The 26,171-nt window shown below is 58.1% G+C and carries 31 protein-coding genes; 16 read left to right on the forward strand and 15 right to left on the reverse strand.

Going from position 1 to position 26,171, the window contains the following annotated elements; all coding sequences use genetic code 11:
* Window positions 1-31 precede the first annotated feature (31 nt).
* Together LYZ69_08780 and LYZ69_08785 are read right to left on the reverse strand one after the other, a co-directional pair.
* Window positions 32-556, reverse strand: a complete 525-nt coding sequence (locus LYZ69_08780) for a hypothetical protein (GenBank protein MDV3278536.1) — start codon at window positions 554-556, stop codon at window positions 32-34.
* Window positions 516-734, reverse strand: a complete 219-nt coding sequence (locus LYZ69_08785; GenBank protein ID MDV3278537.1) for a hypothetical protein — start codon at window positions 732-734, stop codon at window positions 516-518. Before LYZ69_08785 ends, LYZ69_08780 begins: the two co-directional genes overlap by 41 nt.
* Before the next feature lie 103 nt (window positions 735-837).
* Between LYZ69_08785 and LYZ69_08790 the strand changes: the two genes are divergently transcribed.
* Window positions 838-1,620 carry a hypothetical protein gene (locus LYZ69_08790; GenBank protein ID MDV3278538.1) on the forward strand — a complete coding sequence of 261 codons (783 nt, stop codon included), beginning with the start codon at window positions 838-840 and terminating at the stop codon, window positions 1,618-1,620.
* Window positions 1,621-1,682: 62 nt separating this feature from the next.
* On the opposite strand, the gene LYZ69_08795 is transcribed toward LYZ69_08790, so the two are convergent.
* A complete protein-coding gene (locus tag LYZ69_08795) occupies window positions 1,683-1,946 on the reverse strand; it encodes a hypothetical protein (protein ID MDV3278539.1) in 264 nt (87 codons plus the stop codon).
* Between the two features lie 159 nt (window positions 1,947-2,105).
* Here LYZ69_08795 and LYZ69_08800 point away from each other — a divergent pair, with 159 nt between their 5' ends.
* Entirely contained in the window at window positions 2,106-2,678 is a 573-nt protein-coding gene (locus LYZ69_08800; GenBank protein MDV3278540.1) for a hypothetical protein, read from the forward strand.
* 524 nt (window positions 2,679-3,202) lie between these two features.
* Here the strand turns inward: LYZ69_08800 and LYZ69_08805 are convergent.
* Entirely contained in the window at window positions 3,203-3,751 is a 549-nt protein-coding gene (locus tag LYZ69_08805; GenBank protein ID MDV3278541.1) for a hypothetical protein, read from the reverse strand.
* A gap of 194 nt (window positions 3,752-3,945) precedes the next feature.
* The gene (locus tag LYZ69_08810; protein ID MDV3278542.1) at window positions 3,946-4,170 is read right to left on the reverse strand and encodes a hypothetical protein; all 225 of its coding nucleotides are present in this window, start codon (window positions 4,168-4,170) and stop codon (window positions 3,946-3,948) included.
* Between the two features lie 2,360 nt (window positions 4,171-6,530).
* Here LYZ69_08810 and LYZ69_08815 point away from each other — a divergent pair.
* Both LYZ69_08815 and LYZ69_08820 read left to right on the forward strand, forming a co-directional pair.
* A complete protein-coding gene (locus LYZ69_08815; GenBank protein MDV3278543.1) occupies window positions 6,531-6,674 on the forward strand; it encodes a hypothetical protein in 144 nt (47 codons plus the stop codon).
* Between the two features lie 149 nt (window positions 6,675-6,823).
* Complete coding sequence (locus LYZ69_08820; GenBank protein MDV3278544.1) at window positions 6,824-7,384, forward strand: RDD family protein; 561 nt, start codon at window positions 6,824-6,826, stop codon at window positions 7,382-7,384.
* 94 nt (window positions 7,385-7,478) lie between these two features.
* Here the strand turns inward: LYZ69_08820 and LYZ69_08825 are convergent, their stop codons facing one another.
* A complete protein-coding gene (locus LYZ69_08825; GenBank protein ID MDV3278545.1) occupies window positions 7,479-7,679 on the reverse strand; it encodes a hypothetical protein in 201 nt (66 codons plus the stop codon).
* Window positions 7,680-7,980: 301 nt separating this feature from the next.
* On the opposite strand from LYZ69_08825, the gene LYZ69_08830 reads away from it, so the two are divergent.
* The 3 genes from LYZ69_08830 to LYZ69_08840 all read left to right on the forward strand — a co-directional run bounded on the left by LYZ69_08830 (window position 7,981) and on the right by LYZ69_08840 (window position 10,067).
* A complete protein-coding gene (locus tag LYZ69_08830; protein ID MDV3278546.1) occupies window positions 7,981-8,394 on the forward strand; it encodes a hypothetical protein in 414 nt (137 codons plus the stop codon).
* 8 nt (window positions 8,395-8,402) lie between these two features.
* Entirely contained in the window at window positions 8,403-9,515 is a 1,113-nt protein-coding gene (locus LYZ69_08835) for an ABC transporter permease (protein ID MDV3278547.1), read from the forward strand.
* 168 nt (window positions 9,516-9,683) lie between these two features.
* Entirely contained in the window at window positions 9,684-10,067 is a 384-nt protein-coding gene (locus LYZ69_08840; protein MDV3278548.1) for a helix-turn-helix transcriptional regulator, read from the forward strand.
* A 4-nt stretch (window positions 10,068-10,071) separates the two neighbouring features.
* Here the strand turns inward: LYZ69_08840 and LYZ69_08845 are convergent, their stop codons facing one another.
* Entirely contained in the window at window positions 10,072-10,689 is a 618-nt protein-coding gene (locus tag LYZ69_08845) for a hypothetical protein (protein ID MDV3278549.1), read from the reverse strand.
* A gap of 69 nt (window positions 10,690-10,758) precedes the next feature.
* Between LYZ69_08845 and LYZ69_08850 the strand changes: the two genes are divergently transcribed.
* Both LYZ69_08850 and LYZ69_08855 read left to right on the forward strand, forming a co-directional pair.
* Entirely contained in the window at window positions 10,759-11,250 is a 492-nt protein-coding gene (locus LYZ69_08850; protein MDV3278550.1) for an SET domain-containing protein-lysine N-methyltransferase, read from the forward strand.
* 23 nt (window positions 11,251-11,273) lie between these two features.
* Window positions 11,274-11,699, forward strand: a complete 426-nt coding sequence (locus LYZ69_08855; GenBank protein MDV3278551.1) for an NUDIX domain-containing protein — start codon at window positions 11,274-11,276, stop codon at window positions 11,697-11,699.
* On the opposite strand, the gene LYZ69_08860 is transcribed toward LYZ69_08855, so the two are convergent.
* The 5 genes from LYZ69_08860 to LYZ69_08880 form a co-directional block, all read right to left on the reverse strand.
* Window positions 11,696-11,995, reverse strand: coding sequence for a hypothetical protein (locus LYZ69_08860; protein MDV3278552.1), 300 nt, complete (start codon window positions 11,993-11,995; stop codon window positions 11,696-11,698). The genes LYZ69_08855 and LYZ69_08860 overlap by 4 nt on opposite strands.
* The gene (locus LYZ69_08865) at window positions 11,992-13,554 is read right to left on the reverse strand and encodes a cytochrome bc complex cytochrome b subunit (protein MDV3278553.1); all 1,563 of its coding nucleotides are present in this window, start codon (window positions 13,552-13,554) and stop codon (window positions 11,992-11,994) included. Before LYZ69_08865 ends, LYZ69_08860 begins: the two co-directional genes overlap by 4 nt.
* Before the next feature lie 4 nt (window positions 13,555-13,558).
* Window positions 13,559-14,275 (reverse strand): Rieske 2Fe-2S domain-containing protein, encoded by a 717-nt coding sequence (locus LYZ69_08870; protein MDV3278554.1) that lies wholly within the window; start codon window positions 14,273-14,275, stop codon window positions 13,559-13,561.
* A gap of 272 nt (window positions 14,276-14,547) precedes the next feature.
* A complete protein-coding gene (locus LYZ69_08875; protein ID MDV3278555.1) occupies window positions 14,548-14,982 on the reverse strand; it encodes a hypothetical protein in 435 nt (144 codons plus the stop codon).
* A gap of 41 nt (window positions 14,983-15,023) precedes the next feature.
* A complete protein-coding gene (locus LYZ69_08880) occupies window positions 15,024-15,461 on the reverse strand; it encodes a hypothetical protein (protein ID MDV3278556.1) in 438 nt (145 codons plus the stop codon).
* 105 nt (window positions 15,462-15,566) lie between these two features.
* Here LYZ69_08880 and LYZ69_08885 point away from each other — a divergent pair, with 105 nt between their 5' ends.
* The gene (locus LYZ69_08885) at window positions 15,567-16,832 is read left to right on the forward strand and encodes a DUF4349 domain-containing protein (protein MDV3278557.1); all 1,266 of its coding nucleotides are present in this window, start codon (window positions 15,567-15,569) and stop codon (window positions 16,830-16,832) included.
* On the opposite strand, the gene LYZ69_08890 is transcribed toward LYZ69_08885, so the two are convergent.
* The gene (locus LYZ69_08890; GenBank protein ID MDV3278558.1) at window positions 16,819-17,007 is read right to left on the reverse strand and encodes a hypothetical protein; all 189 of its coding nucleotides are present in this window, start codon (window positions 17,005-17,007) and stop codon (window positions 16,819-16,821) included. The genes LYZ69_08885 and LYZ69_08890 overlap by 14 nt on opposite strands.
* Window positions 17,008-17,064: 57 nt before the next feature.
* On the opposite strand from LYZ69_08890, the gene LYZ69_08895 reads away from it, so the two are divergent.
* From LYZ69_08895 to LYZ69_08920, 6 genes are read left to right on the forward strand one after another with little or no spacing between them, the layout of a single operon-like run.
* Window positions 17,065-17,859 carry a nucleoside phosphorylase gene (locus LYZ69_08895; protein ID MDV3278559.1) on the forward strand — a complete coding sequence of 265 codons (795 nt, stop codon included), beginning with the start codon at window positions 17,065-17,067 and terminating at the stop codon, window positions 17,857-17,859.
* Between the two features lie 24 nt (window positions 17,860-17,883).
* On the forward strand, window positions 17,884-18,318 hold the full coding sequence (locus tag LYZ69_08900) for a CoA-binding protein (protein MDV3278560.1): 435 nt from the start codon (window positions 17,884-17,886) through the stop codon (window positions 18,316-18,318).
* A 12-nt stretch (window positions 18,319-18,330) separates the two neighbouring features.
* A complete protein-coding gene (locus LYZ69_08905; GenBank protein ID MDV3278561.1) occupies window positions 18,331-18,531 on the forward strand; it encodes a hypothetical protein in 201 nt (66 codons plus the stop codon).
* 26 nt (window positions 18,532-18,557) lie between these two features.
* On the forward strand, window positions 18,558-19,397 hold the full coding sequence (locus LYZ69_08910; protein MDV3278562.1) for a DMT family transporter: 840 nt from the start codon (window positions 18,558-18,560) through the stop codon (window positions 19,395-19,397).
* A gap of 52 nt (window positions 19,398-19,449) precedes the next feature.
* A complete protein-coding gene (locus LYZ69_08915; GenBank protein ID MDV3278563.1) occupies window positions 19,450-20,889 on the forward strand; it encodes an MFS transporter in 1,440 nt (479 codons plus the stop codon).
* Window positions 20,890-20,894: 5 nt separating this feature from the next.
* Window positions 20,895-21,002: a YHS domain-containing protein gene (locus LYZ69_08920; protein ID MDV3278564.1), complete on the forward strand. Its 108-nt coding sequence runs from the start codon at window positions 20,895-20,897 to the stop codon at window positions 21,000-21,002.
* A gap of 41 nt (window positions 21,003-21,043) precedes the next feature.
* Here the strand turns inward: LYZ69_08920 and LYZ69_08925 are convergent, their stop codons facing one another.
* A complete protein-coding gene (locus tag LYZ69_08925; GenBank protein ID MDV3278565.1) occupies window positions 21,044-24,385 on the reverse strand; it encodes a DUF87 domain-containing protein in 3,342 nt (1,113 codons plus the stop codon).
* Window positions 24,382-26,133 carry a hypothetical protein gene (locus LYZ69_08930; GenBank protein MDV3278566.1) on the reverse strand — a complete coding sequence of 584 codons (1,752 nt, stop codon included), beginning with the start codon at window positions 26,131-26,133 and terminating at the stop codon, window positions 24,382-24,384. Before LYZ69_08930 ends, LYZ69_08925 begins: the two co-directional genes overlap by 4 nt.
* Window positions 26,134-26,171 lie beyond the last annotated feature (38 nt).

Below are 26,171 nucleotides of genomic sequence, written 5' to 3' on the forward strand. Positions count from 1 at the left end.
CATTCGCAATCGCTAATGACCTCTGTGAGTATTAAGCTCTTCTTGACCCCCAGACTCTCTCCAGATGGGACGTTCCGACCGACAGGGCCAGGGCCTGACAAATCGCCCTCACCGCCTCTGCCGACTTTGCCGTCTCGTTGTTGACCTCGATCCAGCGGATTCCCGCCTTGTTATAGAAATCCACCTTCGGCCGGTCGTGGATGGAGCTCTTCTTCCCAGAGATTTCTACTACAATCCTCCTCTTGCGGCTCAGGACCAGGTCCGGTAGGAATGCCCTCGGAACCGCATCTTCGCCGCATTCATGGCACTTGGTAGTTGGTAGCGGGTCGTGAGGACCTATGATTGTGGCTTCTCCGCCTTCAACCGCGAACTCGGCCTTGCAATGCGTGCATCTTACAGATGACCAATCGACGATCTTGCAGTCGCGCTCCGCAGCTATGCCGTACCAGTTGAGGGAGGCGAGGAAGGACGATTCAGCCTCGGTCTGACTAACCCTGAACTCGGAGTAGTTGCGGCTAAACCTGTTGGGGTTCGCCGGGACTGTCGGCGTCTGCATCTCCTCCCTTTTCTACTACATCCGAACCCTCGGGAACCTTCATGATGCCGATGTACTTCGAAACGACCCTTCCTCGCTCCCTGTTCACTTCGTTAGCGTAGGCGAAGGAGCTGGTCCTGGTGGCCTTGGGGTAGAGCTTGCCCTTCATCAGTTTCGTGTAGTAGACGGTGGCGCACAAGTCTCCCTTTCATCTACGCTTCGCAGATAACCGCCCCTCTTTTTGTAGAAACCGCCGCTGGATGGATACTCTTTTTCAACGCGGTCTCAGCGTAGGTCGCAGGATGACAGGGGCAGAGCAGCGGTTGGTGGGCTACGCCCTCGAGCTTGCCGGAGCCAGGTCCGGGAATGCGATGCTTGTGATACTGGACGGCAGCACGGCCGAAGGAAGCGACCACAAACACAGCGACTACAACGTAGTCGTCAGGAGGGGCCTGTCGAAACCACCCGGCTCGGTCACAGACCTCTTCGGGGTGTTTGAAGGGAGAATCGTCAGTGGGTGGCTTGTTGATGAAGAGTCGTTCAAGCATCGCTACGTTGGAGACGACGACCAAGAGTTCCTGTGGCGGACGAGGCAACTCCGCAAGGCCAGGCTCCTCTACGGCGACAGGGAGGAGTTCAGCAAGACAATCCGGAAGGCGCTCGCGCGACGGTGGAACAAGAAGCGCCAGATGGCAATCATCCGCGATTCATATGTGACGATGGCGGAATACATGGGAAAGATGCTGGACAAGGCGCCTTCGGAGAGGGGGCCCGAATTCTTCCAGGACGGCTACATCGTCGGCAAGAACGCAGCCTTGCTGGTAGCCGCACTGAACACGATTGACATGGACTCCGACAAGAGCATGTACCGGCAGATAGTTGGCCAAGCGAAGGTCAGACCTCCCGATTTCGAGCGCGATTTCGAGTTGGCGTCGGGGCTCGCCGGCGCTCCAAGGAACAACGAGGATGTCATTCTGGCCTCAAAGAGGCTCCTTCGATGGGCCCGAGAAGAGATAATCAAATCGTTCGGCCCAGGCGATGCCGACCCGTGTTTCTGGCGTGTGGTGCGGGATTTGAGATTCTGACTATCGGTATGTTGTAAAATCGTGGAAAGGGCGCAGCGGTCAGTCCGCCGCGCCGTCCCGCGCTACCTCTTCGGCTGGAGCTCGCCCATCTTCGTCTCAAGAATTGCCAGTCGCTGGGCCATGTCGAGCCTCTTGTCAAGGTCGTCGATCTTCGCGCTAAGCTTCTCGTCCAAGGCGTCGATCTTGGCGCTTAGCTTTGCATCGACGGCATCGATCTTATTGTCGAGCCCGTCGATTCTGGCATGGATTGCCTTTATCTCACCTGATATCTCGCTCAGCCTTGGGAGAAGGACCCTCTCGAGCCACCCTGGGATTTTTTCCGTCATCCACCACCTCCAAGGCAATAGCTTCCCAATTAACTTAACCCCCACTGTGTTGTAGAAATCGCCGCGGGGCTTCGGATTTGAAGTTGCCCGGCGATGGAGAAATCGTTCTGAAGGGATAATAGGAGGATTGGCACTTCGCCTTTCCCTGGGTGCTGAAGCATGCAAAGAACGGGGTTCGTCGCATTCTCCGCGATCATAGTAATTGTGATGGCGGGGGTCGTGGCGGCGACCTTCACTGTCGGAGCACGCAACGAAGTCTCTGGGGCCACGACAAACCCGGGGATAGCAGCCGAGACGGTGACGATGACGAGAACGCTCCCGAACGGCAGCGTGGTGACCAGCACATCCACCACAGTGCTGACTGCAGAGAGCTGCGAGGCGCCCTGCACGCAAGGCGCACCCTTGGAAGGCATGCCCGGTGTTGCTCTGGAAGGAATAGCAATAACGCAGGCGTACGCCAACGCCACCACGAGACTTGTCGTCTTCGAGGTGAAGAATGTGGGCGCTGTCAACGTGACGCTCGCCAATGCGAATGTGACTGGAGATTCGAGCAACGTCGGGTTCAAAGGTTCCGTGTTTGTGAATCTGCAAGGCATTCGTTTGGGACGTGAAGGTGAGACCAATCTTACAACTTCTGTGATACAGGATCTCGTAGCTGGTGATAGGGTCAGCATCATTGTCAGAACCACCGTTGGTACCTTTGCCACCAACACCGTCACGGCTGGCTTGTGAAGCAACTCCGACCGTCGCCTCAGCGGGAGTTATATGTCGAAGTCGAACGAATCGATACGGCAAGGGGGAGGAAAAGACGAACGAACAAGGAATGAGGGTCAAAGTCGACGGTGAAGAATCACTCCTACACATCACCGACCAGTCCGTCATGTTCGAGAAGCGGCAGGGTCAGCGGGTTCGAGAGGAGCACAATCAGGATGGTAAAGCCTGATGGCGACGCTATGATCATAGCCTACTCTGCTGGAAGCGAAGTGAGGTCGGTCAGGTTCTCCCTAAGAGGCCAGAAGTCGTACTCTTGAGAGCCTCTGAGGTCGTCTTGAATTTCGGCATATCCTACTCCAGCTTTCGTGGTTCCCATTCGTGAAGCGGTTATGAAGGTTTCCATTTTCGGATGTGTCACGTAGTCCATTTTGGCCCACATCCTATGGCCTTGGTCAGGCTCAGCTTTTCCCCAGCGCCATTTTGGGATGAACTTCCAGCCGGCAGTATCCGTTTCTTGATTTCCGAGTTGCTCTTGTTCCAAGTCATGTTGTTGGTGTGAAAAATCCAGGGCGAAGACCATACAAGACCATGGTCCCGCCCGTGGCGGCGAGGACCGCCCCAAGCAACGCGACGGTAAGATTGAACCCCTCGCTAATCATGGAAAGAAAGAAGAGGGCGTGCAGTACGAATACAACCGCACCAAGACCAACGAAACCAATCCTCATCACACGGGATTTCCTGATGATTTCGGGTGCGAGTAGCCCAACGCAAGCGACTGTGATAGGAAAGGCGACCAAGAGCAGAACCCCGAAAGATGTGAGGCCGCTGGTGCCAGGGTAGGAGAAGTATCCCTCTGGAAGAAAGGCATAGCCCAGGAGCTGCGAGTCTCCTGCTTCCCCAAATGAATAAGCCCCGCCCCAGTGGAAGAGGGCGTATCCTAACGATTTCAGTCCTGATGGGTTAGTCAGGCACACGAAACTACTTTCGGCGCATTGAAACATCGTCGCATCATAGACAAGCGGAACAAAGAAGACAAACAAGAATCCGAGCAGGATCAGTGCTATCCCAATTCTGAGGCGCTTGAGTCTCACACAGAGAATCAAGTGTCGATGGGGATTTACGGATTTCCTCCGTACATGCCGTGTAATCGAGTCGTGCTTATTCGTTCTGGCGTGGGCTCGGGCTTGTAGACGGAATCGACGTCCCTGCGTGTACCTCTTCGAATGTGTATCCTTCTGCCGACCTTGGATCTGTACACGCGATCGAAGCTGCCGACCTTATTCGCTCAGCCTTGCTGTTGTGGTTCTTCACTCAGTTCTTTTATGAGTTTGAGCATCGTCTTGCCATTCTCAGATAGCGAGTAAATCTTCACTTTGCCGTAGGCCTGCTGCTCCCTGATTAGGCCGTACTTGCACAAGATTTCGGTCTGTCTATCAATTGCCTTCCAGTCCAGTCCCAGCTTGTTTGCAAGCTGAAGCCTGTCCATCGGTGTGTCCAGTGCTTCCAGCAATTTCAACCGAGTGGCAGCCCCTCTCATTTGCGTCATAAGCCTGAATACGTCACGATCATAGCCTAGTTGTTTCCACCTGGATTTTGTATACCCCCGCCATATCCAAAGAGAGATGAGCCCGGCCCAACCCACTGGGGCAGTGAAGACAGAACCACTGCTGATTGAGAGTAACAGTTGTTCCTGAAACGAGGGCGGGGTAGCTCCGGGTGAAGGGAGCTGGAATATGGGGACTCGGGAAATCTGCACGAAGGCAAGTACTGTATTAATCGCGCTAAAGACAAGCAGGGCAGTGAACAGAAGCCCAAACCACCGCAAGCGCCGACTCTTTTTGGCGCATTTCGTGTAATATACTTTTGCCCGAATTCTCGGAAGGAAACTCGTTACACGAATCAAAGCAGGGATTGTCCGAAGAGGCGCAGAGTGGTGAGGTCCGTCGGAGTTGCTGAGGTCGCCGCCATTATCGTTGTGGCCTTGTTGTCACCCGCCGTGATTCCATCTGCGTCCGCGGCTGCTGATCCTTACTACGCGGGTTACTTCTTTTGCTCCCCACCTGATACCGCATGCAGCAATACCCTCGTGGGCATTCGTGGAAGCATATACACCATAAACCCCTACGTGCCTTACTTTGACGACTTGGCTCAGTGGGTGACCGTTGTATTCTCTTATTCGACATCTCAGTGGGTCCAAGTTGGATACGTCAAATGCGGCGGCCTGAATGTCAAATGCGCAGCTTACACTTCGGACACTTACTACTGTGAGTACTACAACGGTCAAGAAAACGTTCGGTATTTCGGCAACCCCAGCCCAGGAAGCACCTACTCCTATAACGTTCTGTATCAGAACAACTATGACTGGTCTTGTACACCCGATAGTGCCACTGGTACAACCTGGTCAACGGCCTTCAGCGAAGCCGTAGATTTACAGGCCTTCTCAGAAACCACCAATACTTGCATAGTCATTGCGAATACGCACTTCTCCGGTCTACAGTTGCAAACAATCTACCTGCCTGGCAGTTGGCTCTATTGGACTCAGCATGCGGCTCATGCAGATAGTCCTTACACAATTAACCAAATTAGTGATACAGAATTCACAGCTGCGGGAGGTACGGGATGTTGAAGAGAAGTGCCTTCCTTGCCACGACCTTGGTTCTCGCGGTCGCACTCTCTGCCGTGGCATTCTCTTCTCCCGCGAGGCAAAGTAACCAACCGATTTTTGGAATTCCATACCCGCCGTGGCTTACTAGTTCCAGCAGCGAAATTTCAGTTTCGCAACTTTCAGCTGCCTATTCTGCTCACAACCTAACGCTGAGACTCCCGAGCCAGCTTCCAAATGGTTTCAGTCTGACCTCTGTTCATGTGCCCGATGTCAACTCCCTCTATGGCTATGCGATGGTTACATACAGCAGTACTGGAATCAAAGATTTCAGATACGCGGAGATTGTGTTCGAAATAAGACCTGGAGCACAGCCTTCGCCAAATGACCTGAGTACCATAATTAACAATACGCGGGGGAGCTTCCAATTGCTAACTATAAACAGAATCCCCGTTCTCCTGAATCCACAGCAAGGCATGGGCGATCCAGCCCTGCAGGAGCAATTCGGTAGCTCACTCTACGCACAGTTCTGGGACGGTGGAATATGGTATCAGGTACGCGCTTATCACCCACTTACTGCTGACGACATATTGAGATTGATTTCAAGTTTGCAGCCAGTCGGGAATCCGACATGAGAAGGCCAAGCTCGTTTCTTCTAACCGACCCCACCCTGAATAGTAGCTAAATCGACCGCGGCAACGTTCTGTTTTCTTGGTTCTCGACAGTCTCTGACAACCCTGCAACTCCTCGTTAAATCCCGCAGGGTCGATATCCGACGTAATCAGAATCCTCTGGTTCAAAGAAGCAAGCCGCTGGGCCAGGAGGGGCATACCGCTGAGGGTGGTCTGGGTCAGCCCGAGGCAGCTTGCGATCCTCCTCTCTTCCTTCCTGGTCTGGCTGGTGCTCTCCCCGCCTCTCCAGACACCGACGTTGAAGCTTGTTCCCATCGGTGCTTTTCTGCTGGGCGGGTTGATAGTTGCGTTCTGGAGGATTAAGATGCTTATGCCCGTCAAAACGCTGGCAGAGATGAAACGACTCTTGCGCGCTCTCCCGAAAGACGCTGAAAAAGGGCTTGAGAACGGCTGCTATACACCCCTATTAGGGACGCCGAAACGGGGGGGAGGTGAGTCAGACCCAGCCAGAGCTCTGTGTGACGCACAGGATCAGGCTTCAGCAGGAAGGAAAGGGGACGCGCCTCTATTGCCCGGTGTGCGCGCAGATTGACAACCAAGAGTCGCTCAGGCGCAGGTCAAGAAGGAGATAGGTCAATGGCCACTAGTGTCCAAGAATCGAAGTTCCGCAACTACTGTCCGAGCTGCGGCGCTCTGGAGCGCCTCTACCGAACGCCCAGAGGGTTGAAATGCGCGAAGTGCATTAAGAGGATGGACTCTGCAGGCCTCGGCTTCGTATAGAACGCCAACCAGTAAAGCGGTAGCTCTCAACACGCATTGACCTGAAGCTAGGTGCAGACGAGCGGCATCTGATTATTTCCCCGGGTGTGCATTTCTCATTTTCGAGAAAGAGGTGCTCGCTTATATCGGTCGAACCGAAGAGGAAAAACGTGGCCTACTGCGCGAAGTGCGGCAAAGAGCTTCCGGAGGGCTCGGCTTTCTGTCCCAGCTGCGGCGCGCCTGCGGCGCAGGCTGGCGCGGCGCCCCAGGCACCAGTTAGCGGATTCGACACGCTTGTCAAGGAGAGTCGGGCTCAGGGGCACTGGTTCAGGAGGCTTGTGGCGTTCGTGATAGACGCGATAATAGTGAACATCGCGGTGGGAATCGTTGCGTTCCTCTTGGCCATCCCTTTCCTCCTCATCGGAGGAATAGCCATGGTTGGGTCGCTCTTCGCCGGGGTTTTCTCAGTCGTCTCCGGGATTGCCCTCGTCCTCTACTTCGCCATCGCGGAGGTTGCGACGGGAGCTTCCATCGGGAAGCACATCATGGGTCTGAGGGTCAGGACCACGTCCGGGGGAGCGCCTAACTTCGCAGAGACATTGGTGAGGAACATAAGCAAGGTCTATTGGGTCCTGCTCCTGCTCGACGTAGTGGTCGGGCTTGCGACCTCGAAGGGTTTCACCCAGAAGTTCAGCGACAAGTTCATCGGCACCGACGTCGTCTCCGTTTAGACGTCAGGTAGTAGGCCGCCGGTTCACGCCAAGCATCACGTAAGGCCTTCATCTGCCGCGCCTGCACATGGACTTCGGCGATGCAGACAGTGAGTTACCTCATCTCTCGCTTCGCGAGGAAGATGGGGCCGTAGCGCTCGGCAAGGATATTCATCAATTCGCCAGGATGGCTCTCCAGCACGTGCACCAGGAATGCACTGGAGACTTCTTGCAGCTTGTCTGGTGTGGACTCGAAGGCTCTGTCAGCAATGTCAGCGCACGTATGGCACTTTACAATCGGAACTTCTTCGCTCAAGATTATCGCTGACGCTTCGGACGCTATGCGACGGGGGTTTAAGACCCTTCGCTTAGAGAACTTTGCTGCATCCGCGCGTCTGGAAACGCCGTTCATCCGGGCGCCATCTCGTCCGAGACCTGCGAAGTTCAAGAGTTGCCTCTGACAATCACTTGATGACGAAGCGGCACAAGCTATGTTGCGAAGTCAACCGCGCCAACGACAGGTAGTACGCAGCAATGGGGAAAACCGCCATCTAGGAAATCACACGAGGCACAAGCTGCGCAGGCTTATTACGGGTCCAGGGAAAAGCGCGAATGCGATGAAGGTCTCGATACTCATCTTTCCGGGAGTCGAGGAGCTAGACTTCGTCGGTTTCCTCGAAGTGCTCGCCGTTGCCAACCGGACGGTCGGCCGTAGGCACTTCGATACGGAGCTGGGGGGGACAGAGAAGGGTCCCTTCAAGTGCAGCGGGGGGCTCAAGGTTGTTCCCGACAGGACGCTTGCAGACTACATCGCCGAGAACACCAAGCTGAAAGTCGAACACGACGGCAACGAGACAGTAACGATACACTTGGAACAGAAGAACGATGCGATGATTGCACTAGGCGCGATCGCGGAATCAGGGATTCACTGGGACACCCTCTCCACTAGGAGGGACAGCCTGGAGGACATATTCGTGAGGATGGTGGGCGAGGATATCAACGAGCAGGGAGAGCTCGTTAGGCCGAAGTGAAGGACATGGTGAGCGCGCGAAGGACACTCGCTGACCTGAGCGTTTTCGGCAAGGGCTACATCAGGAGCAGAATCGGCGCCTTCTTCTCGCTCATTTTTCCGGTCATATTGATACTGCTCTTCGGCGCGATATTCTCTGGCGGCAGCTCAGGACCAACCACAGTCTACGTCCAGAATCAGGATGGAGGTGCAGTCAGCACCCAGCTGGTTTCAGCTTTGAACGGATCCGTAGTCGCACACAACAGCACTTGGCCGATCAAGCTGATCAGCGTGCCGCCAGGCCAGAACTTCACGAGCTTCCTTCTGGCGCATTCTGCCTCAGACGGCATAGTGATACCCGCCGGATTCACAGGTTCGGTGCTCTCAGGGAAACATTCGAACCTAACCCTATACGGGAACCCGGCCTCAACGACGAGCGCGATTGTATCGGGCGTCGTGAACGGCGTTGCCAACGCATTCAACCTGCAGGCTGTGCACGGGGTCCCGATCCTCGGAGTACACACTCTTACCGCCGCTTCTCAGTCCTACAAGTACATCGACTTCCTCATCCCCGGACTCATCGGATTCTCCGTGCTTACCAGCCCGATGTTCGCACTTGTCAATATCAGCTCCGAATACAAGCGCGACAAGGTCTTCAAGCTCCTTTCGCTCACGCCGTTGACCAAGACCGAATGGCTCCTTTCGAAGATCGTATGGTACATTCTCCTGACGGTGATCTCCTTCGTGCTGATGTCGGTTACTGGAATTTTCCTATTCGGGGCACACATTAGCTTCACATGGGGCATAATCCCGTTTCTGTTGCTGGGCCCTTTCCTCTTCGTCTCACTCGGGATGCTGGTCGGTACCGTCTCCAACAGCCCCGAATCAGCCGCGGTTGTTGGCAATCTCATCACCTTCCCGATGATGTTCCTTTCGGGGACTTTCTTCCCTGTCTCCATGATGCCCGCGTACCTCCAGAGCGTGGCACACATCCTGCCGCTCTTCTATCTCATCGACGGATTGAACGACGTGATGACCTATGGGAACTACCCGCCCGCCTACGTGGACATGGGAATACTCATCGTCCTTTCGCTGGTCATCTTCGGCTTGGCTGTCAGGTTCTTCAAGTGGCGCGAAGACTAGACTCTACGCTACGCTGGATGACTACCTGCTCTGGCAGGTCCACCCCTTTCCATGCCAGCATCGCGTAATCAATGAGGTCAAGGGCTCCTTCTTTGCTCTCACCGCGGGCCCAAGAGAACCCGAGGCAAACAACTTTATCATCGAGTCAGAATACGCGACTAACTACGCATGTCTAACCTGAGCAAGTCAGAGCAGCTTGACCGGGAGATTCTGGACTCCTGCAAGGTCGTCCACGCTGCATGGAACGAGCTAACGAGGACATGGACCCTACCCACAATTCACGCGCTTGGGCTCAAGGAACCAGCCAGGTTCAACGAGCTGAAGCGGAGGATTGAGGGAATTAGCGCGACGTCCTTGGCCGAGAGGCTCACGCAGATGGAGAAGATTGGTGTGGTCCAGAGGAAGATCTACCCAGACAAACCCCCTCGAGTGGAGTACTCCCTGACTGTAAAGGGGCACGAGCTCCACAAGATACTCGGAGGCCTCGCCGACTGGTCCAAGCGTTGGGCCGGAAAGGAACCCAACAGCAGGGAGTTCCTGGTCTCGAAGTAGTTCGCTAGGCGCCTGCCAGAACGAGGGCCCCGAGCGCGAGCAGGACCAACGCGAGGATGTAGTCCACCTGCCTTTCGCGACCTGGAGCGCGGAGGAACCTCCCCATCCCTTTCACACCCGCAATCGTGACGAGTACCATCGACAACACAGTCCCGAGTGCGAAGGCAGAAACCGAGATTGTCACTCCCACCAAGCCGTACACGTTTGCTGCAAGGTAGATTGGGAAAATGGTAAGCTCCGGGGAAGAGGCACCGGCGAACACCAGCCACTTCGTTCCCTTCACGACATCAACGCGGTCCTCTTCAACATCTGGCGCCTTCATTCCAGCAACCAACATGTAGAGGCCCACCACTACGAAAGAGGCGCCTACCATGGTGTTTGTCAGAGCCGAGAAAGAAGCTGCCACTGCGAACCCTATCACCACGGCCGCCACCATTACCACCAGGGAGCCGGCCACGTGGGCGAACCCTCCCAGCGCGGCTATGATGGCTACCTTCTTGGACGAGAACCCCTTCTTGTGGCTGTAGACGGTGAGGGGAACCCAATGGTCTGGCGCGACCATGTGGAGAGCCCCGACTCCGAGCGCTACCGCCGCCAGCCACGTCACCGCGAAGTTGAACAACGCAGACCCCGCTGTGAACGAAGTAATTAATCTCTGACTCGCTGAGCGCTGGATGCTGGGACCGACTCGATGACGAGGGGTATGGCGCCACTGGTTGTGAGGAAGGTCGGAGAGAGGGGACTGGGAGTTGTTGCACAGGCTGAAATCGGCGCTGGGGAGGCCGTAGTCAGGTACGGAGGGAAGCCGAGGTGGATATGGGAGATTCCAAAGTGGTGCTGGGCGCACAGCTTTCAGGTCGACTACGACAGGTACGTCGTGCCTAGGGTCGGCTCCGCTGGATGGTGCATTAACCACTCCTGCGACCCCAACTGCTCAGTCAGTGGGGAGAGGGAAATCGTGGCCATCAGAGGCATCAGCAAAGGCGAGGAGCTGACGTTCGACTACTCCACCAACGTCGGCTGGGATGGGTTCGCGATGGAGTGCAGATGTGGCGAGAAGAACTGCAGGAAGATGATCAGGAGCTACGCAAGCCTCGCACCCGACCTGAAGAGGAAGTACCGGGGTCACGTTTCGCCCTTCCTCCTCAGGCAGCCGAAGAGGCAGAGGCCAACCCTCTTCTAGCTGCCGATTGGGTTCTGAGACGCTTGCCACACAGGGGAAAGAGGTACCCGGAGCCAACTGTGGGCGCACTGATACTCAACAAGAAAGGGGAGATGCTGCTGGTGAAGTCTCACAAGTGGGGCGACAGGCACACAATCGCAGGCGGGCACGTGGAGGTGGGCGAAACGCTGGCGGAAGCGCTCAAGCGTGAGATCAAGGAGGAGGTGGGCTTGGACGTCTCCAAGGTGAGGTTCCTCATGGTCCAAGAGGCAATCTTCAGCAAGGAATTCTGGAAGAAGAGGCACTTCATCTTCTTCGACTTCGTCTGCACGTGCAGGGAGGACAGGGTGGAGGTGGACGGCGATGAGATTCAGGACTTCACGTGGGTGAAACCGGGGAAGGCCCTGAGGCTCCGACTCGACACGTTCACGAGGCGGATGGTAAGGCGCTATCTCGCAGACCAGCGCTAGAGGATGAAGGCGAGTAGGAGGAGGACTATGATGAAGGAGAAGCCAGCGACCATGGGGGCAGGGCCGAACCTGTTGTCCCTCTTGAGAGCCCTGTAGACGTACGATACCATGGCGAAAGACACGAGGTTAACCGCCAAGTAGAGAGCGAACGCGGGCTCCGCGTTTGCACCCACTGGGTTGAGCGTCCAGAGGGAGTAGACGGAGAGGGCAGCGAGCAATAGGAGGACGGTCACAACCTGGATCGCGAGTCTTTCAAACGTCGCGCGCACATCCTCGTTCGCCGCGCCGCCGCTCAACCGGCCCACCCCACCTCGAACGCCCTGACCCTCCTCCTGATTCTCCCGTTGGGGAGGTCCAGCCTGTAGAGCAGGTAGGCCGAGCCTACTGCGGAAGCGCAGATTCCGGAGAGCGCCACAGCGAGCGTGGAGAGGCCCGACGGCAGCGGGCCGGCGACCACAAGCCCAGCCAGGGCGTTGAACGCTGCGCCCATGCTGAAGGTACCGACTGCCAGAAGCGCGACGAAGACACCCGCGGTCCAGATTGAGGCCGACCTGATGGATACCCGCGGGGAAGACGCTTGGGTGGCGGGTCCGCCCGGCGTGAAAGGCAGCGAGGCCCCCTGCCTATTCAGAGGTCTGAAGAGAATCCTGTAGGTGACGGCCGACCCGAGGGTGACAAGCAGGGCTGTGCCGCCCAGGATGACCAGTGCCTGCTCGTCTGGAATCACCTTCCCTGGTGTGACGAAGCCCCAGATTGCGAGCACGGCCACCTCGGCGACGAAGATCGCGCCGAGCGTCACGTACTTCGTCCTCCCCGCGATTGCCCTTGTCTTCCCCCTGTCGATGAATGGGAGCAAGAGGAGGACGATGAAAATGAGCGTAATGACAGAGAGCGCCACAGGAAGCCCCGCCTCCTCGAAGGCGGAGATCTTGAGAATCTGGTAGACCCAGAGGAAGTACCAGTCAGGCTGAGCGGTGTACTGCCCGGCCAGCGCGGCCGAGTACTCGGGCTGCAGAGTGAGCGGGAAGGCCACCGAGATTAGCAGCATTGCGGCACCGAAGAGAGCGGCAAGTTCGAACAAGTAGAAGGAGACGTCAGGGAAGATGGGTATCGGCCCCAACTTTGCGGGTGGGATCCTGCCCGGAGTCCCTGTCGCCGGCTCCGCGACGCCGTGCGTCTCCAGCATGTACATCTTCGCGCCCAGGAGGAGCAGGAGCGCTGCGGGGAGGACAACGACGTGCAGGTCGTAGAAGCGGAGCAGCTCTGCCGCGTCTCCGCCCACCCCGACGATCAGGAAGGTGAGGAATGAAGAGACGGGCGGGGGCAACGCCTGCACCATACCCAACCCCACGTCTGTGGCCGACTTCGAGACGATCGTCCATGGGAGGAGGTATCCAGTGAATCCGAACCCGAGCGTGATGAACCCCATCAGCATCCCGACCACCCACATCGCCTCCCTCGGCTTCTTGTGGACTGAGACGAAGTAACCTCGCATGAGGTGCATGAAAGCCAGCATTATCATCGCATACGCGGTGTAGAGGTGGACGGTCTGGAGGAACGTCCCGTAGCTGACCTTCTGGAAGATGTAGAGGGTGCTCGGATATGCCAGCGACGGACTGGGGACGTAGTACAGCATCATCATGATTCCGGTCACACCCTGGATGACGAAGGCGACCACAGCGAGGGCGCCAAGCCAGTAGAACGGGTTTATCGAGTACTGCGGTGCTGGCCGGAACAGCTCGTACGAGAGCCCGAGTCTGGTGTCGAACCAGCGCGCGAGCCTCTCGAGCTTGCCCGGCTTTGGCTCCTCGTTCCCTTCCGCGAGAGAGGCTGATTCCTGTGACTCGCCCGCCATCTGGCTAGCTCACCAGCGTCCCGCCCTGGAGGTCGTAGAGCACGTCATCGCTCCCAGTGTTGTGGCCGAAGATGGTCGGCGGCAGCATGCCGACTGCGTAGATGTTGCCACTTGACTCGTCGTATTCGAGCATCACCTGGGGGACTGGCCTCGGCGCTGGACCGGCGACCACATTCGCTCCGTTGACGAGGTCGAAGACGCTGCCGTGACAGCAACAGTAGCCCACGGGGCCAGACGCCTGGTAGGTCTGGTCGCATGAGGGAGATCTGCCCGCGGGCACGAACCCGTAGATGCAACCGAGATGCTGGCAGACCTGGCTGAATGCGACGATGTCGCCGTCGGGTCCCACGCCTCCCTTGGCCTTCTTGCCGAGCTTCGCCAGAAGGTTCGGAGTCTCCTGGAGCGGATAGTTGAAGCTGACTGTCTTGCCCCCGGCCAAGTCGCCGACGTTCGCGGCCTTGACCCTCGGAAATGGCGAGGACGACACCGTGCCCGTCTGGCTTCCTGTGGAAGTGATGGTAGTCGGCTGTGGGGGCGGAGCCGCAGGGCTTAGCAGGGATCGCGTGATGGAGGCAATCCCGGCAGCTAACAAGACAACGCCGAATGCGAGCGCGACTCTGACGAAGTCCCTCCTGGAGGTTTTCTGCCTCAGGACCTCTTCGTCCATCGGGCGTCGGGCGTCTGGCTGTCCGCTTTCCTTCCCGTCCTCAGCAGGCGGCATCAGTGTCGCAGCTCCACGGCATTCGCACCTCTTAACTGTCTTGGCAGTCGGCTTCTATGACCCTTACCGGACAAGGCCCGTCCTCGTGCGCTCAAAGGCACTTCACAAGTATGACTCCGGGCGCGTCACGCATGACCCTATTTCGTTAGGATTTGCGGATATAACATTCCCTGTCGATTCTCGGCTTTGAGAATAAGCGCATTGGTCCCCTGAGCTGACAACTTCTGCGGTCCACTCTTGCTGAACACGAAGTGAGGATTGGGACGATCGAATTAGTCCCCAGAAGCTGAGGCCTTGTGCAACGCGAGCCCCAGTAGCAGTGCAACGGCGATTGGGACGAGCAGAATCAAGGACTGAGCGGGCTGGCTCAGCATGGTGTCGAGCCTCGAGGGAGGCTGGTGCTCGGCGCCGACAGCGGAGGAGAGCGAGGAGAGTGCACCCATCGCGTACGCGGACGAGTTGGCTGTCGTCGTGGCGACCTCGGTCGACGTCGCGTTCGAGGCCGTTCTGAGCGAGACTACAGGGGGTGTCGGCACCGAGGCAGAGGAGACAGAGGAGAAGCCTGTGGTCGTCGATTCCGTCACCGCGGTCCCGTAGACAGCGGCGTTCGACCCTATGCTGGGCGTGGCTATGCTGGACGCGAGGATAATAGAGGCGGCAAGGAACACCCCAGCCAAGACCCCGACTACGAACATTCCGGACCGCATGTCGATTCATCATTCCCCCAAGGTATAGTTAGTTCTAACCTTCAGAACGGCTTCCTTCTCCACACACGCCACGCCTCGTACCAGAAGACCGCGGCACCGCCGACCGTGCCGATTAGAGCATAGAGGTCCAGGACCCCGGCATCGGCTAGGAGGTAGGCGACCGCTATCGTGCTGAAGAAGGCAGCGTAGAACCCGAGCCTCGGAAGCGTGAGCCTTCCCACGTTCACGAAGGCAGAGAGGATGCCCGTGTCGACCTTCTTGGCTATGACGTATCGCTCATACTGGTCCCTCTCGACTATGCCGAGGTTGATGAGCTTGTCGAGATGATGGAAGGCGACGCTCGGGCTCGAGAAGCCCAGCTCCTTCTGGACCTCCCTGACACCCGCGGCCGACCCCGCGCGGAGCAGGTAGAGGTATACCTGTAGCGTCTTGCCCCTGAGCTCGTATTCGATTTTTTCCTTCTGCTTCTCCTCGGACAATCTGTGGGGCTGCGTTCTCCATGCGAGATAAGGGCTTCGTTCTGCTTGCGAGAACGCACCGTTCGTTTCGCTGGGACTAAACGTCGGCCATTCCTAGGGGTACTAATGAGCAGGTTCGGCGGAGTCTCTTTGAAGGCTGTGGCAGCGGGGCTCCTCGCATTCATAGTGATCGGCGGCTTCGCGCTGGCTCTGCTGGGTGTGAACGGAGGCGGCGTCTATTCGAACGGGGCCGCAGCGCCAGGTCTCTACACAGGCAGCGTGTACAACAAGGAGTTCTCATCTGTCCAAGGCGCACTCAACGGCGTGTTCAGCTTCGGCCCCCTGAGTGGACTCTCCACTTCTGTTTCGACAGCGACTATGACTGCGACCACGGAAGCGATTCCGCAGCCTCCCACCGTAGTTCTGGGAGGACAGCGTTCGACTGGGTCCACGGGGCCACAAAGTCAGGCCGGAGGCCCATCGGGCAACGGCAGTCGCCTCGTCGAGTTCTTCAGCAACGTCACGATGGAATCGCCCAACCCGTCGTCGCTTGCCTCGAGGGTAATCGGACTGGCATACTCCGTCGGAGGTTACGTCGCATACCAGTCCACGTACAGCGGCTCATCGTATGTAATCATCAGGGTCCCAGCCTCGACATACGAGCAGGTGCTGAGCCAGGTGCAGACCATGGGGAACGTCACAAGCCTGACATCGACCTCGAACGATGTGACGGTGCAGTACACCAATCTCAACGCGACGCTCGTGTCGCTGGAAGCAGAGCAGCAGGCGCTGCTCCGCCTGATCAATGTGTCGACCACGGTTAACGACACTCTGGCAATAGAGGCCCGTCTGCAGTCGGTCGACGCGCAGATCAACTTCGTCCAGAGCGAGATACTCCAGACGCAGAGGCTCGTCACCTACTCTACAATCGCCGTCTCGATCTCGAAGTCGGTCCAGCCCAAACCGCTCTCGATGACGCTCAGCGCGACGCCGAAGAGCGGCGTCAGCCCCCTCGGCGTGACGTTCAACGCAGTCGTGAACGGAGGAAGTCAGCCGTATCTCGTCAACTACAACTTCGGCGACGGAACCTCGCAGCAGGGGCAGATAGTAATCCACCAATTCTACGGAGCGGGGGACTACAACGTGACGGTCTCCGCCACCGACTCGACCGGCAACGTGATGATGGCCTCGGCAATGGTCCATGTCTCAGCCGCGCCCACATCAGTCGGGTTCGGCGATTTCCCCACTACACTGGCCAACCTACTTGTTCGCGTCGTAGAGGGAATCGCTGAGGTCGCTGTCATCGTACTGCCCGCTGCCGGCGTCCTCGCGCTCGTGATCCTTCCGTTCAGAAGGCGGAGCAGGGCTCGCAACGAAGTCAAGCAGGGCTAGCCTGCTGAGCCGCGTTCTCCTTCTTGTTCTTCTTGTAGTAGATGTAGACGATGATTGGACCCGATATGAGCAGTACGGCGACTATGGCGAGCATCGACCAAGAGAGGACGTTGGCGATGCTTGGGGGCACATTCGTCAAGAAAGAGGAGAAGAGCATGTCCGATTCCGCTGCCACTCACCCGCTCCGTGGAGGTTTATAGAAGTATTACGCAGCGAGACAGCGAACGTCGGTTTGGCGCGCGCCCATAAGGTGACATTCCCGAAGGCGGGGGAGAAGCAGAGGTTCGAGTCTGTAATCCGGGCTGAACGGTTCATCCTCGACCTGTACAAGGGACACGTCCCGAAGGTTCCGAAGAGGATTGTCATCATCTTCGACCACGTCTTCGAGAAGGAGTTGGCTCACAGGCTCGGCCTCAAAGCCGCGGACGGGTTGTATCCCTACGCGCATGGTGGCTGGATTGCTCGGAACCGCAGTTTTGCTCTCTTGAGGATAGGGATAGGCGCACCCTTGGCATCGGTGGCCGTCGAGGAGTTGATCGCAATGGGGGCGAGGAGCTTCCTCATATTGGGGACGGCCGGCGGACTCGAGAAACCGGAGGCTGGCAGGCTTGTCTTGTGCACGAAGGCGTTGAGGGACGAGGGCACGTCACACCACTACCTCCCGAACTCGATGTACGTGGAACCAGACAAAGTGCTCACTGGTAGACTGGTGTCGGCCTTAAGGAAGGAAAGAATCGAATTCATCAAGGGGCCAACATGGACGATAGATGCCCCGTACATGGAGAGCAAAGAGGAGCTGGATATCTACGCCAGCAAGGGGATCCTGACTGTCGAGATGGAGGCGGCGGCCGTCTTTGCAGTGGCGAAGGTCAGGAAGGCGAAGGCTGCAGCCGCGTTCGTAGTCTCAGACGTCCTGACGAAGAAGGGATGGTCGGGCTTCGTCGCGGGCAGAAGGAAGACTGACTTCGAGAACCTCGCGGCTGTTGCCAGGCTCTTTGCGAGGGTCGGCCTGGGCAAGAATTATTAGCGCCCGAGATGTCGGGCGCCTCAGTTGGCAAGCTCGACTGTATCCCCCGAGGACGTAATCAGGAAGTACAGGGTCGTGGCCGTGGTCGGCGCTTCGAAGAACCCGGAGAAGGAGGCGTTCACCGTCCCTGCGTACCTGAAAGAACACGGCTTCACAATCATACCGATCAACCCCACGACAGACAACGTGAACGGAGCAAAGGCGTATCCGTCGCTGGCCGACTTGCCAGCAGACATCGCGAAGAGAGTCGATGTTGTCGAGGTCTTCAGGCCGTCGGAGGAGCTCCCCCAGGTGGCGCAGCAGGTTGTCGATATGAAGAACAGGACGGAAAGGCCGTTCGTCTTTTGGGCGCAGACAGGGCTGGAGAACGAGGAGGCGAAGGGAATCCTCGGGAAGGGAAAGGTCGACTACGTCATGGACGCGTGCATGAGGGTCGTCCACCAACTCTACGGCAACTAGGAGCTGCCTGCTGTGAGGCGCGGGGACGGAAGGATTAGAATGAACACGGCTTGGCACAAGACGAACAAGATGCCGAAGAGGGCCACGATGGAGCAGAGATTGGAGTGGCACGTCGAACACGCAGACGCGTGCGGATGCAGGCAGATGCCAGCGAGAGTGCGGGCGGAGCTGAAGAGACGGAGGGTGTCCCATCCCGTCCACCCAACTAATTAGCCCCTTCTGCGGGCCTGGCGCCGAGGTTGCTCAACCCCGTCTACGGACTTGTCCCGTCATTCATCTGGGCGTTCAGTCCGATATACTACCGCGTCTTCATGAAGAGGTTCGACTCCCTCACCCTCAATCTGATTAGGACTTCGACAGCTTCGCTCGTCCTCCTCCTGCCGGCGCTCTACTTCGGCTTCGGCCATGGGTTCTACTACGCACTCGCCAGCGGGGCAGTCACCCTCGCCGTGGGGGACACGCTATTCCTGCGGTCTATTCGCGAGATGGGCGCCTCGGTCGCCGCGCCAGTCGTATACACATACGTACTCTTCGTACAGCTTGCAGCCCCGGCAGTCGGAGAGGTCGTCCCGCTGACCAACTTCTTGGCGGCCGCCATGGTCATCGCGGGTGTCTACATTCTCTCAAGGGACAAGGGGGGCAAGCCTAGGGCCAAGGGCATAGCGTTCGGTATCGGCGCTGGCCTCGTCTGGACTGTTGGCCAGGAGCTGATCAAGGTGGCGACCAACACGGGAGGGAGCGTGGTGACAATCACGTTCGGGAGGAACGCGGCAGCCGCTGTAGGGATCGGGCTTGCCGTGCTCGCATCTGGGAGGCTGAAGAGGTGGCCAGAGGGCGTGACAGCCAAGGAGCTCGCCTTCGTCGCCTTCATCGCCGCAACTGACCTAGTGGTGGGCTCGCTCTTCTTCGTGTACTCCATCTCTCTCGTCGGTCTCGCACTGACAGTGATTCTGACCAGTCTCTCGCCGCTGCTCACCCAGGCCTTCTCCAAGGCGCTCGGAAAGGAGAGCCCTTCGAGGATGGAGTTCCTGGGCGGAGTCATAATAGTGGCCGCCCTAGTCCTGGCAGTGGCCCTCTAACGCTGGAAAGTCTTATCCGCGGCCCCACTGGGCGGGCGGTTCGAATAGTCAGTTGCAGTACAAGTATGTAGTCCTGACCAACACGACGATAGGCGCGTTCATGGCGATCCTCGACGCCAACGTCGTGCTGATTGCCCTCCCTACGATCATAGCGAGGCTGCCAGGGACCAGCACCTTTGACGGGGTTTGGATAATCATGGGATACATGCTGATCACTGCGACGCTGCTCCTGACTTTCGGCAGGCTATCCGACGTGTTCGGCAGGGTTAGGTTATACACACTCGGCTTCGCGGTCTTCACGGTCGGCTCTGCATTGTGCAGCCTCTCTCCCAACGGCACCGCGCTAGTTGCGTTCCGGCTGGTCCAGGGGACCGGGGGCGCTCTGATCTTCTCCAACAGCACTGCAATCCTGACAGATGTCTTCCCCCCGCAGGAGAGGGGCAAGGCGCTCGGAATCAATCAAGTGGCGGGCACCGTGGGGTCGGTCGGGGGCCTTGTCGTCGGGGGGATTCTGACTGGTTCCCTCGGTTGGCAGTCTATCTTCTGGATCAACATCCCGGTCGGAGCTTTCGCAACAGTTTGGGCCTACACGAGGTTGAGGGAGACTTCCTCGCCGAGCAGAGGGGAGAGGTTGGACCCAATCGGCAACGCGCTATTCGCTGTCGGGCTCTCGGCATTCCTCCTGGGCCTGACACTCGGCGCCATATCGGGTTGGAGCGTGGCGCTAGTGGGGACTACCCTCGTGGGGCTTGCGATGCTCGGCGCTTTCGTCTTCGTCGAATCCAAGGTCAAGTTCCCCATGATGGACCTGTCGCTGTTTAGGAACAGGGCGTTTTCCGCTGGCATACTCAGCAACCTTCTCAGCTTCGTGGCGAGGGGGGCCCTCTCGCTCATGCTCGTCTTCTACTTCCAGGGCGCGCTGGGACTCAACGCCCTGTCGGCCGGCCTGATGCTTGTGCCCTTCTCGCTCGCGTTCGTGAGCTTCGGGCCCCTCAGCGGCTACCTGTCGGACAGGTTCGGCTCGAGATGGTTCGCTACAGCAGGAGTCCTCATTAGCGCCGGAGCGATCTTTTGGTTCTCAGTATTCCCCTTCGGCGCGCCATACGGCGAGCTTGTGATACCTATGGTCATGGCTGGGATAGGAGGAGGGATGTTCATCGCGCCAAACATAGCGTCAATCATGAACGCTACACCGCCTGCAAGGAGGGGCGTCGCATCCGGGATGTCTTCGACGTTGGTCAACACCGGCTTCCTTTTGAGCTTGGGCTTCGCGTTCGCAATCATGGCTGTGAGCGTGCCAATCTCCACTCTGCAGGCTATCTTCGCAGGACAGGCTGTGACGATCGACCCACTGGGTATCCAGCTGTTCATCGGTTCTATGCGCAAGGTCTTCATGGTGATGGCTGCTGTGAGCCTCATCGCAGCAATCCCCGCCTCCATGACGGGCCCTCGGGTCAGCCAAAAGGTCTATACGGGCGAGCAGGTCGAGTAGGTTTGTTGGCAACGGACCCGGTCTGCAAGATGAGGGTGGACGAGAAGTCGGCCAGGTTCAAGTCTGACCACAAGGGAACGACCTACTACTTCTGCTCCGCAGGGTGCATGTAGGCCTTTGACGCAGACCAGGCGAAGTTCGCAAAGTAGTGCGCTCACTTCAGGCTGTCAACGACGTAGGACTCGTTGTTCTCTGTCTTCAGGAAGACCGGGACGTTCCTCTGCTTCGAAGCCTTGAATGAAACGAAGAGCCATTCGCCAGTCCCCAGGTCGGCCGAGCGCTCCAAGACCTCGTACGGGAGGGCGAAGGCGTCGGCTATCACCATTCTGTCGTACATCCTTGGGAGCGTGCTGACGAAGTAGCTGTGGAGCTGCTGGAGAGCGTTGACGTTCAGCCTCGCCACCCTCTGGGTGGCCATCCAGCAGTGGACCCTGTACTTCCTCCCCTGACGGAGCAGCTGCTCCACAGCGCGGTTCGACTGGGTTGTGAACTCCCTCTCCGTGTGCTCGTCAGGGATGTACTCCTGCGCCTCGTCGAGCACTACTAGGACACGCTGCTTGTTCCCGTGCTTCTTCTTCAAGAAGAGCAGGCGGCGGATGAGCCTCTCAGTGGCCTGCCTCGCCATCATCGGCTCCGGCAGGTAGAGAATATTCAGCTTGGCTCCAGCCCCCTTCGCCAGCCGCTCTGCCAGCCTCTCGGGGTTGAGCCTCGAGCTCGCCTGATCGCCTGAGGCCCCGGATTCGAGCATCTCTATTATGAGGTCGAGGTCTCCCTTCAACCCGGACATCTGGTGGACCTTCCCGCGCACGTCCGTCAGTTGCAATGCCAGCGCCTTCCTCGCCTCGTCGTCGAGGTCTGTGAGCTTCGCGCTCGGACGTAGGCTCCGCGTCTCGTAGAGCTCCAATGTGAATGACGACAGCCCTATCTTCGCAGCCGTCCCTCCCGCCTTTCCGCTCTCCGCCGCGTTCTCGAGCAGCGTCTGTATCCAACCGAGGTCAATCCCACCTTCCTGACGGAGCGAGAGCCTCTCGACGCCACCCTTGTAGACCGCTGCGAGCGCGTCTTCTATCGCCTTCCTCCCGACAGAGTCCTCAAGGCTCTCCGGGATTGTCTGGGAGCTGACGAACTCCTCGGCTGAGTCGAAGATCTCAGTGCTGAGGACCTTGGCGTCCTTTCCGAGGAGGTCCAGAAGGTTGACGGTGTACTCGCCGGCGATGTCCAGAATCACTACGGTCAGGCTTGGGTCCCTGCTGAGCGCCCGCCGTATCAGCGAGCTCGAGAGGTTGCTCTTGCCTGAACCGGTGTTGTGGCAGAACACTCCGCCGAAACCTGCGAGAAAGCTCTCGTCCCCCGGCACGGACACGTCGTAGACGAATGGGGAGGTCGGAGCGACCTCCTCAATCGCTTCGATTTCGTAGAACGTAAGTTCAGAGTCAACGAGGCGTCTGACGTATTCGAACTCGTGGTCAGCTTCCAGGAGAAGCTGCGTGACGGCAACTGCGTTTCCATTCTTCGTGAGGTACCTCTCAAAGCCTCTCCTGTAGACGCCGTCGTGTCTGGCTTCGTCTGCAGACTTGGGCAGGCCTTGATAGGATTCCAACCTCTCAATCCTGCCACCGACCTCTTCCAGCAATCTTCTCCCCACACGCAGTCCAGAACGTGCAACGTGGGATGGGTGTTGGAGCATCGAGTGTAATGACTTCGGGAGCTGAGTCGCAGGGAAGCTCGGCTCCGCCCTCCCTCTCCTGGGTCGCACTCTGTCGACCTGGAGTTCCCTGGCTCGCGGGAACCGAAGCTGGAATCGCGGGCGTGCATTGACTGGCCTCCCTTCGATGACCGTGCGCGTGTTGGGTAGCCATCTGCTGACCGTGGCTACAGTGCCTTCGAGCGAGAGCATGTACATCACGTCGTTCATCAGCGCTTGAGAAACGGTGACCCCGTAGTCCCCTAATGCCCACGCTTGTAGGAATGCCCTCCTGACCTCGACAGGCGAGTTCAGGACCACGAGCGGCACCCTCTTGTTAGCTGCGCCGTGACCGACAAGGCTCGAGAAGAGCCGAGCGAGAATCCTGTGGTTGAACGAGATGCGGATGGCGTTCTTCCCGTGCTTCGACGTTCTCGGCGCTATCCCGAACTTGTTGCTTAGGATGCGTCTGAGGTCCCTGACTATTTGCAGGTCAGTCCTGCTCAGGGTGAACTCGACCTTGTACGAGCATCGCGCTCTGATGCTGACATGTCCCTCGGCTGCGAAATAGCCTAGCAACTTCGCCAGGTCGGAATCGACCACGAGCCTTGTTGGCGTCGGCTGCCGGCATCCCTTGTAGCTAAGTCGCCCATTCTTTCGAGATTCCTCGCCCAACCTCTCCCAGTAGGTGAGCGGAAGCGCTCTGGAATGCCTCCATCGCGACCGCTTCCAACTCGGAATCCTCGAATCCAGGGCGCTGAACGCTTCCGGCTGGACACCGACCACTGAAATCCCCTCCCCATCCCCCTTGCAAATCTCCGCCAAGTCGCAAGTGATTGGTTGTGACTGCTCGGAGAGCAACGTCCTGCTCCCGACCAGCGAGTCGCCCACGCGAAGCTCATCGGACGGCAGGCATTGGATTCTCCCGTCTCTTAGCACGAAGAGCGAATGCCCTGGCGTTACGGTCACAGCTCTTCCAGTCCTGGCGCGAAACCTAAGCAGCTTGCCCTCGTAGCGATGCCTGAAGACGTACTGGACAGGAGACCACTTGACGTCCATCGATTCTCGGTCGAAACTGAGGACCTCTACGGACGCTGTGTAGGCCCGGCCTTCCTTTGAGTCGACGAAGTGTCGGTCGACCAAGTCTCCGATTGGCTCAATGATCAGTTGACCGTCCTTTCTGTAGACGATCGGCTCGTAGTGGTCGAGGCTGAAGCCGAAGAAACCGCAGTGGTAACGAATCAGGTTGTCCATGCTGGCTGTGTAAGGGAGGTCGAACCCAGACATCCTTCCGATCTCCTCGCCCTGCTCCTCGCAGAGGAACTTCTCCACTGCTGACTTGGAGAGCAGAAACGCCCTTGCCCCGGGCAGTGGCACGTGAGGGGCCCTGGAAAACTCCAGGTCCTGACCAGACACCCTTGCCACGTAGAAGGTCGGAATGGCTGCGAGGTCGATCCACGTTTCCTGGGACTTGCCCCAGCTCTCCTTGATCGTGTCCAGGTACTCCTTCCTGAGGAGTGTGGGCATCGAGGAGTCCACCCCTGAGAGCTGGTAGTGGGTTGGTGTTACCCCGACGACCTCGTAAATGACGTATCGCGTCTCACCGTCGACGTTCCTTTCTATTGCAGCGAAGCTCGGCGAGTAAAGCCTGTCGAGGACCTTGTAGCTGAAGCGAGCTTCAAGGATTGCCAGCGGGTTGGAGACTGTAAGCTCCCTGCCCTCGCTCTTGGATGTCCTGGTCGCGATTGTGGTGCGCTTGAGCCTCGCGTCGAACTCCCCGTCCATGTCGTCGAATGCACTGGACTGTGTCAACTGGAACGCATCCTCGCGTGCTCCGCTTCAGCCCTCTGCTGCCTATAAGGTGTGACGAGCCCGAATATCTTCCTCCTGCTTGATACGCCGCCCACCCTGAGGTCGGCGACGCCGTGAAGGGAGCTCCTTAACATCCTCACCTCGGCCTTAACCGCCTTGTCAGCGAGGTAGAGGAGCTGGTTGTGCCCGAAGGCCTCGAAGACCTCCGGGTTGTCGTTCAGGGAAAGAATGTGGAGGATGAGGTTGGAGAGTTGGCTCTGGACGTCCCCTTCGAAGTAAGGGTTCAAGTGCGCAGTGCCTGCCCTCTCCTTCACCGAGAAGTCCCTCGTGGCATCTGCGTCGAATCGGGCGTCGTAGACTCTGTCGAAGAGGAAGACCTGTGAGCGGACACTGGGGTCGGTCTTCAGGCTCCTCAGCTGGAAGAAGGACCGCACGAAGAGCTTCTCGCGCGAGACGACCTTCCTCGCGCTTACGAAGTTGCCGTCGATGTCTATCACTGTCGAGAAGGCAGAGTCGTAGCTCATGGTCCGCCAGGGCGTCTTGATGGACGGATTCTCCGAACTCAGTATCGCCAGGAACGCTCTGTCGTTCTTGAGGCGCGGAGGCGCAGACGAGAGACGAAGGAAGCCCCGTGAAGCGGCGAATGGGAGGACTGCCCTCGCTATGTCCGTGGCTGTGGTGTCCTTCGCGATTCCAATCAGCAGGACTCCTTTTTCCTTGGCCCTCTGGCAGAGGAGGTCGAGGAGGAAGAGGGACATCGCGTTGACGTCCAGAATCGTGATGTACTCGTCGCCTCCCAGCGCGAGGGGGTGCCGCCTTCGCTCGAAGACGTCCCTCGCATATGTCATTGAAAGGGCGGAAACGCGCTCCCAGTAGCCGGTCACCCGTTCGGCTAGGACGATGCTCTTGTCCGTCGAGTCGGCGAGAAGCTTGTTGCCGTACATCTTGTCGAGCTTCTCAAGCCTGCTCTTCGCCCGCGTCACCTCCCCTTCTCCAACCTTCAGCGTGGTTGCGAGTTGGCTCACTGTCTTGGGACCGTCCATCAGCTCTTGGATGATGGCGAGCGGAAGGTAGCGGCTCCTAGTCGGGACAACCATTGCGGGCGAGCCGAGTTTGATCGCGAGGTGAAGGTCGAGGAGCGTGACACCATTTTCCCCGGGCCACTTTGTGAGATTGCTCTCCTTCCGCTTGAGGAGGTTCCTCGCGTCGCGCGACAGCGTTGAGTAGGTACCGGACATTGGCCTGTCGAGGAAAACTATGCTAGCCTTCTCGCATGCGAGGTTGGCGAGGAAAAGCTCTCCGAGCGTCATGAAGGAGTTTGGTATCCTTTCCATCGAGTGCTCTAGTTCGATGTCGATCTCTGGTTCCGCGCTGGAGACGTTCGCGAGGTCCTCGGACCAGAGGGGAACGGCGGCCGAGGCCGCGAGCTTCGAATCCCTGTACGCCGAGTCGAGGTCGAAGTGTATCTGGTCGTTGACAGTGAATGTGCAGTTGTAGGCGGTGGCGTTTGAGTAGAAGAGGATCATCTGGAGCCTTTCGTCGAAGTCCATCGAACCGTCTATCCCGGTTGCGATGTGCTCCCCCCTTCCGAAGAGCTTGACTGCGAACTCCTCGGCTCGGCGCGCGTCCGCGGGCAGCGTGAGACCCGTGAGGTCGCGCCTTTGCGAGAAGGAAGCGGCCCTGCTCTCGAACTTCGAGACCAGCTCCTGCGTCTGTTTTGAGAGCTCCTCCGCTATTTCGCTGGACAAGACTGACTCACTTTCACCGAAGTCTGGCGAGAAGCAAC

This window comes from Nitrososphaerales archaeon (assembly GCA_032906765.1).
Lineage (GTDB): Archaea > Thermoproteota > Nitrososphaeria > Nitrososphaerales > Gagatemarchaeaceae > DASPPF01.

What these genes read in the sequence shown, in the direction of transcription:
- LYZ69_08865 (MDV3278553.1), bottom strand. Translation starts at nt 13,554, where the DNA reads ATGGCGGGCGAGTCACAGGAATCAGCCTCTCTCGCGGAAGGGAACGAG.
- LYZ69_08790 (MDV3278538.1), top strand. Translation starts at nt 838, where the DNA reads ATGACAGGGGCAGAGCAGCGGTTGGTGGGCTACGCCCTCGAGCTTGCC.
- LYZ69_08815 (MDV3278543.1), top strand. Translation starts at nt 6,531, where the DNA reads ATGGCCACTAGTGTCCAAGAATCGAAGTTCCGCAACTACTGTCCGAGC.
- LYZ69_08780 (MDV3278536.1), bottom strand. Translation starts at nt 556, where the DNA reads ATGCAGACGCCGACAGTCCCGGCGAACCCCAACAGGTTTAGCCGCAAC.
- LYZ69_08885 (MDV3278557.1), top strand. Translation starts at nt 15,567, where the DNA reads ATGAGCAGGTTCGGCGGAGTCTCTTTGAAGGCTGTGGCAGCGGGGCTC.
- LYZ69_08800 (MDV3278540.1), top strand. Translation starts at nt 2,106, where the DNA reads ATGCAAAGAACGGGGTTCGTCGCATTCTCCGCGATCATAGTAATTGTG.
- LYZ69_08795 (MDV3278539.1), bottom strand. Translation starts at nt 1,946, where the DNA reads ATGACGGAAAAAATCCCAGGGTGGCTCGAGAGGGTCCTTCTCCCAAGG.
- LYZ69_08850 (MDV3278550.1), top strand. Translation starts at nt 10,759, where the DNA reads ATGACGAGGGGTATGGCGCCACTGGTTGTGAGGAAGGTCGGAGAGAGG.
- LYZ69_08830 (MDV3278546.1), top strand. Translation starts at nt 7,981, where the DNA reads ATGAAGGTCTCGATACTCATCTTTCCGGGAGTCGAGGAGCTAGACTTC.
- LYZ69_08875 (MDV3278555.1), bottom strand. Translation starts at nt 14,982, where the DNA reads ATGCGGTCCGGAATGTTCGTAGTCGGGGTCTTGGCTGGGGTGTTCCTT.
- LYZ69_08870 (MDV3278554.1), bottom strand. Translation starts at nt 14,275, where the DNA reads ATGCCGCCTGCTGAGGACGGGAAGGAAAGCGGACAGCCAGACGCCCGA.
- LYZ69_08840 (MDV3278548.1), top strand. Translation starts at nt 9,684, where the DNA reads ATGTCTAACCTGAGCAAGTCAGAGCAGCTTGACCGGGAGATTCTGGAC.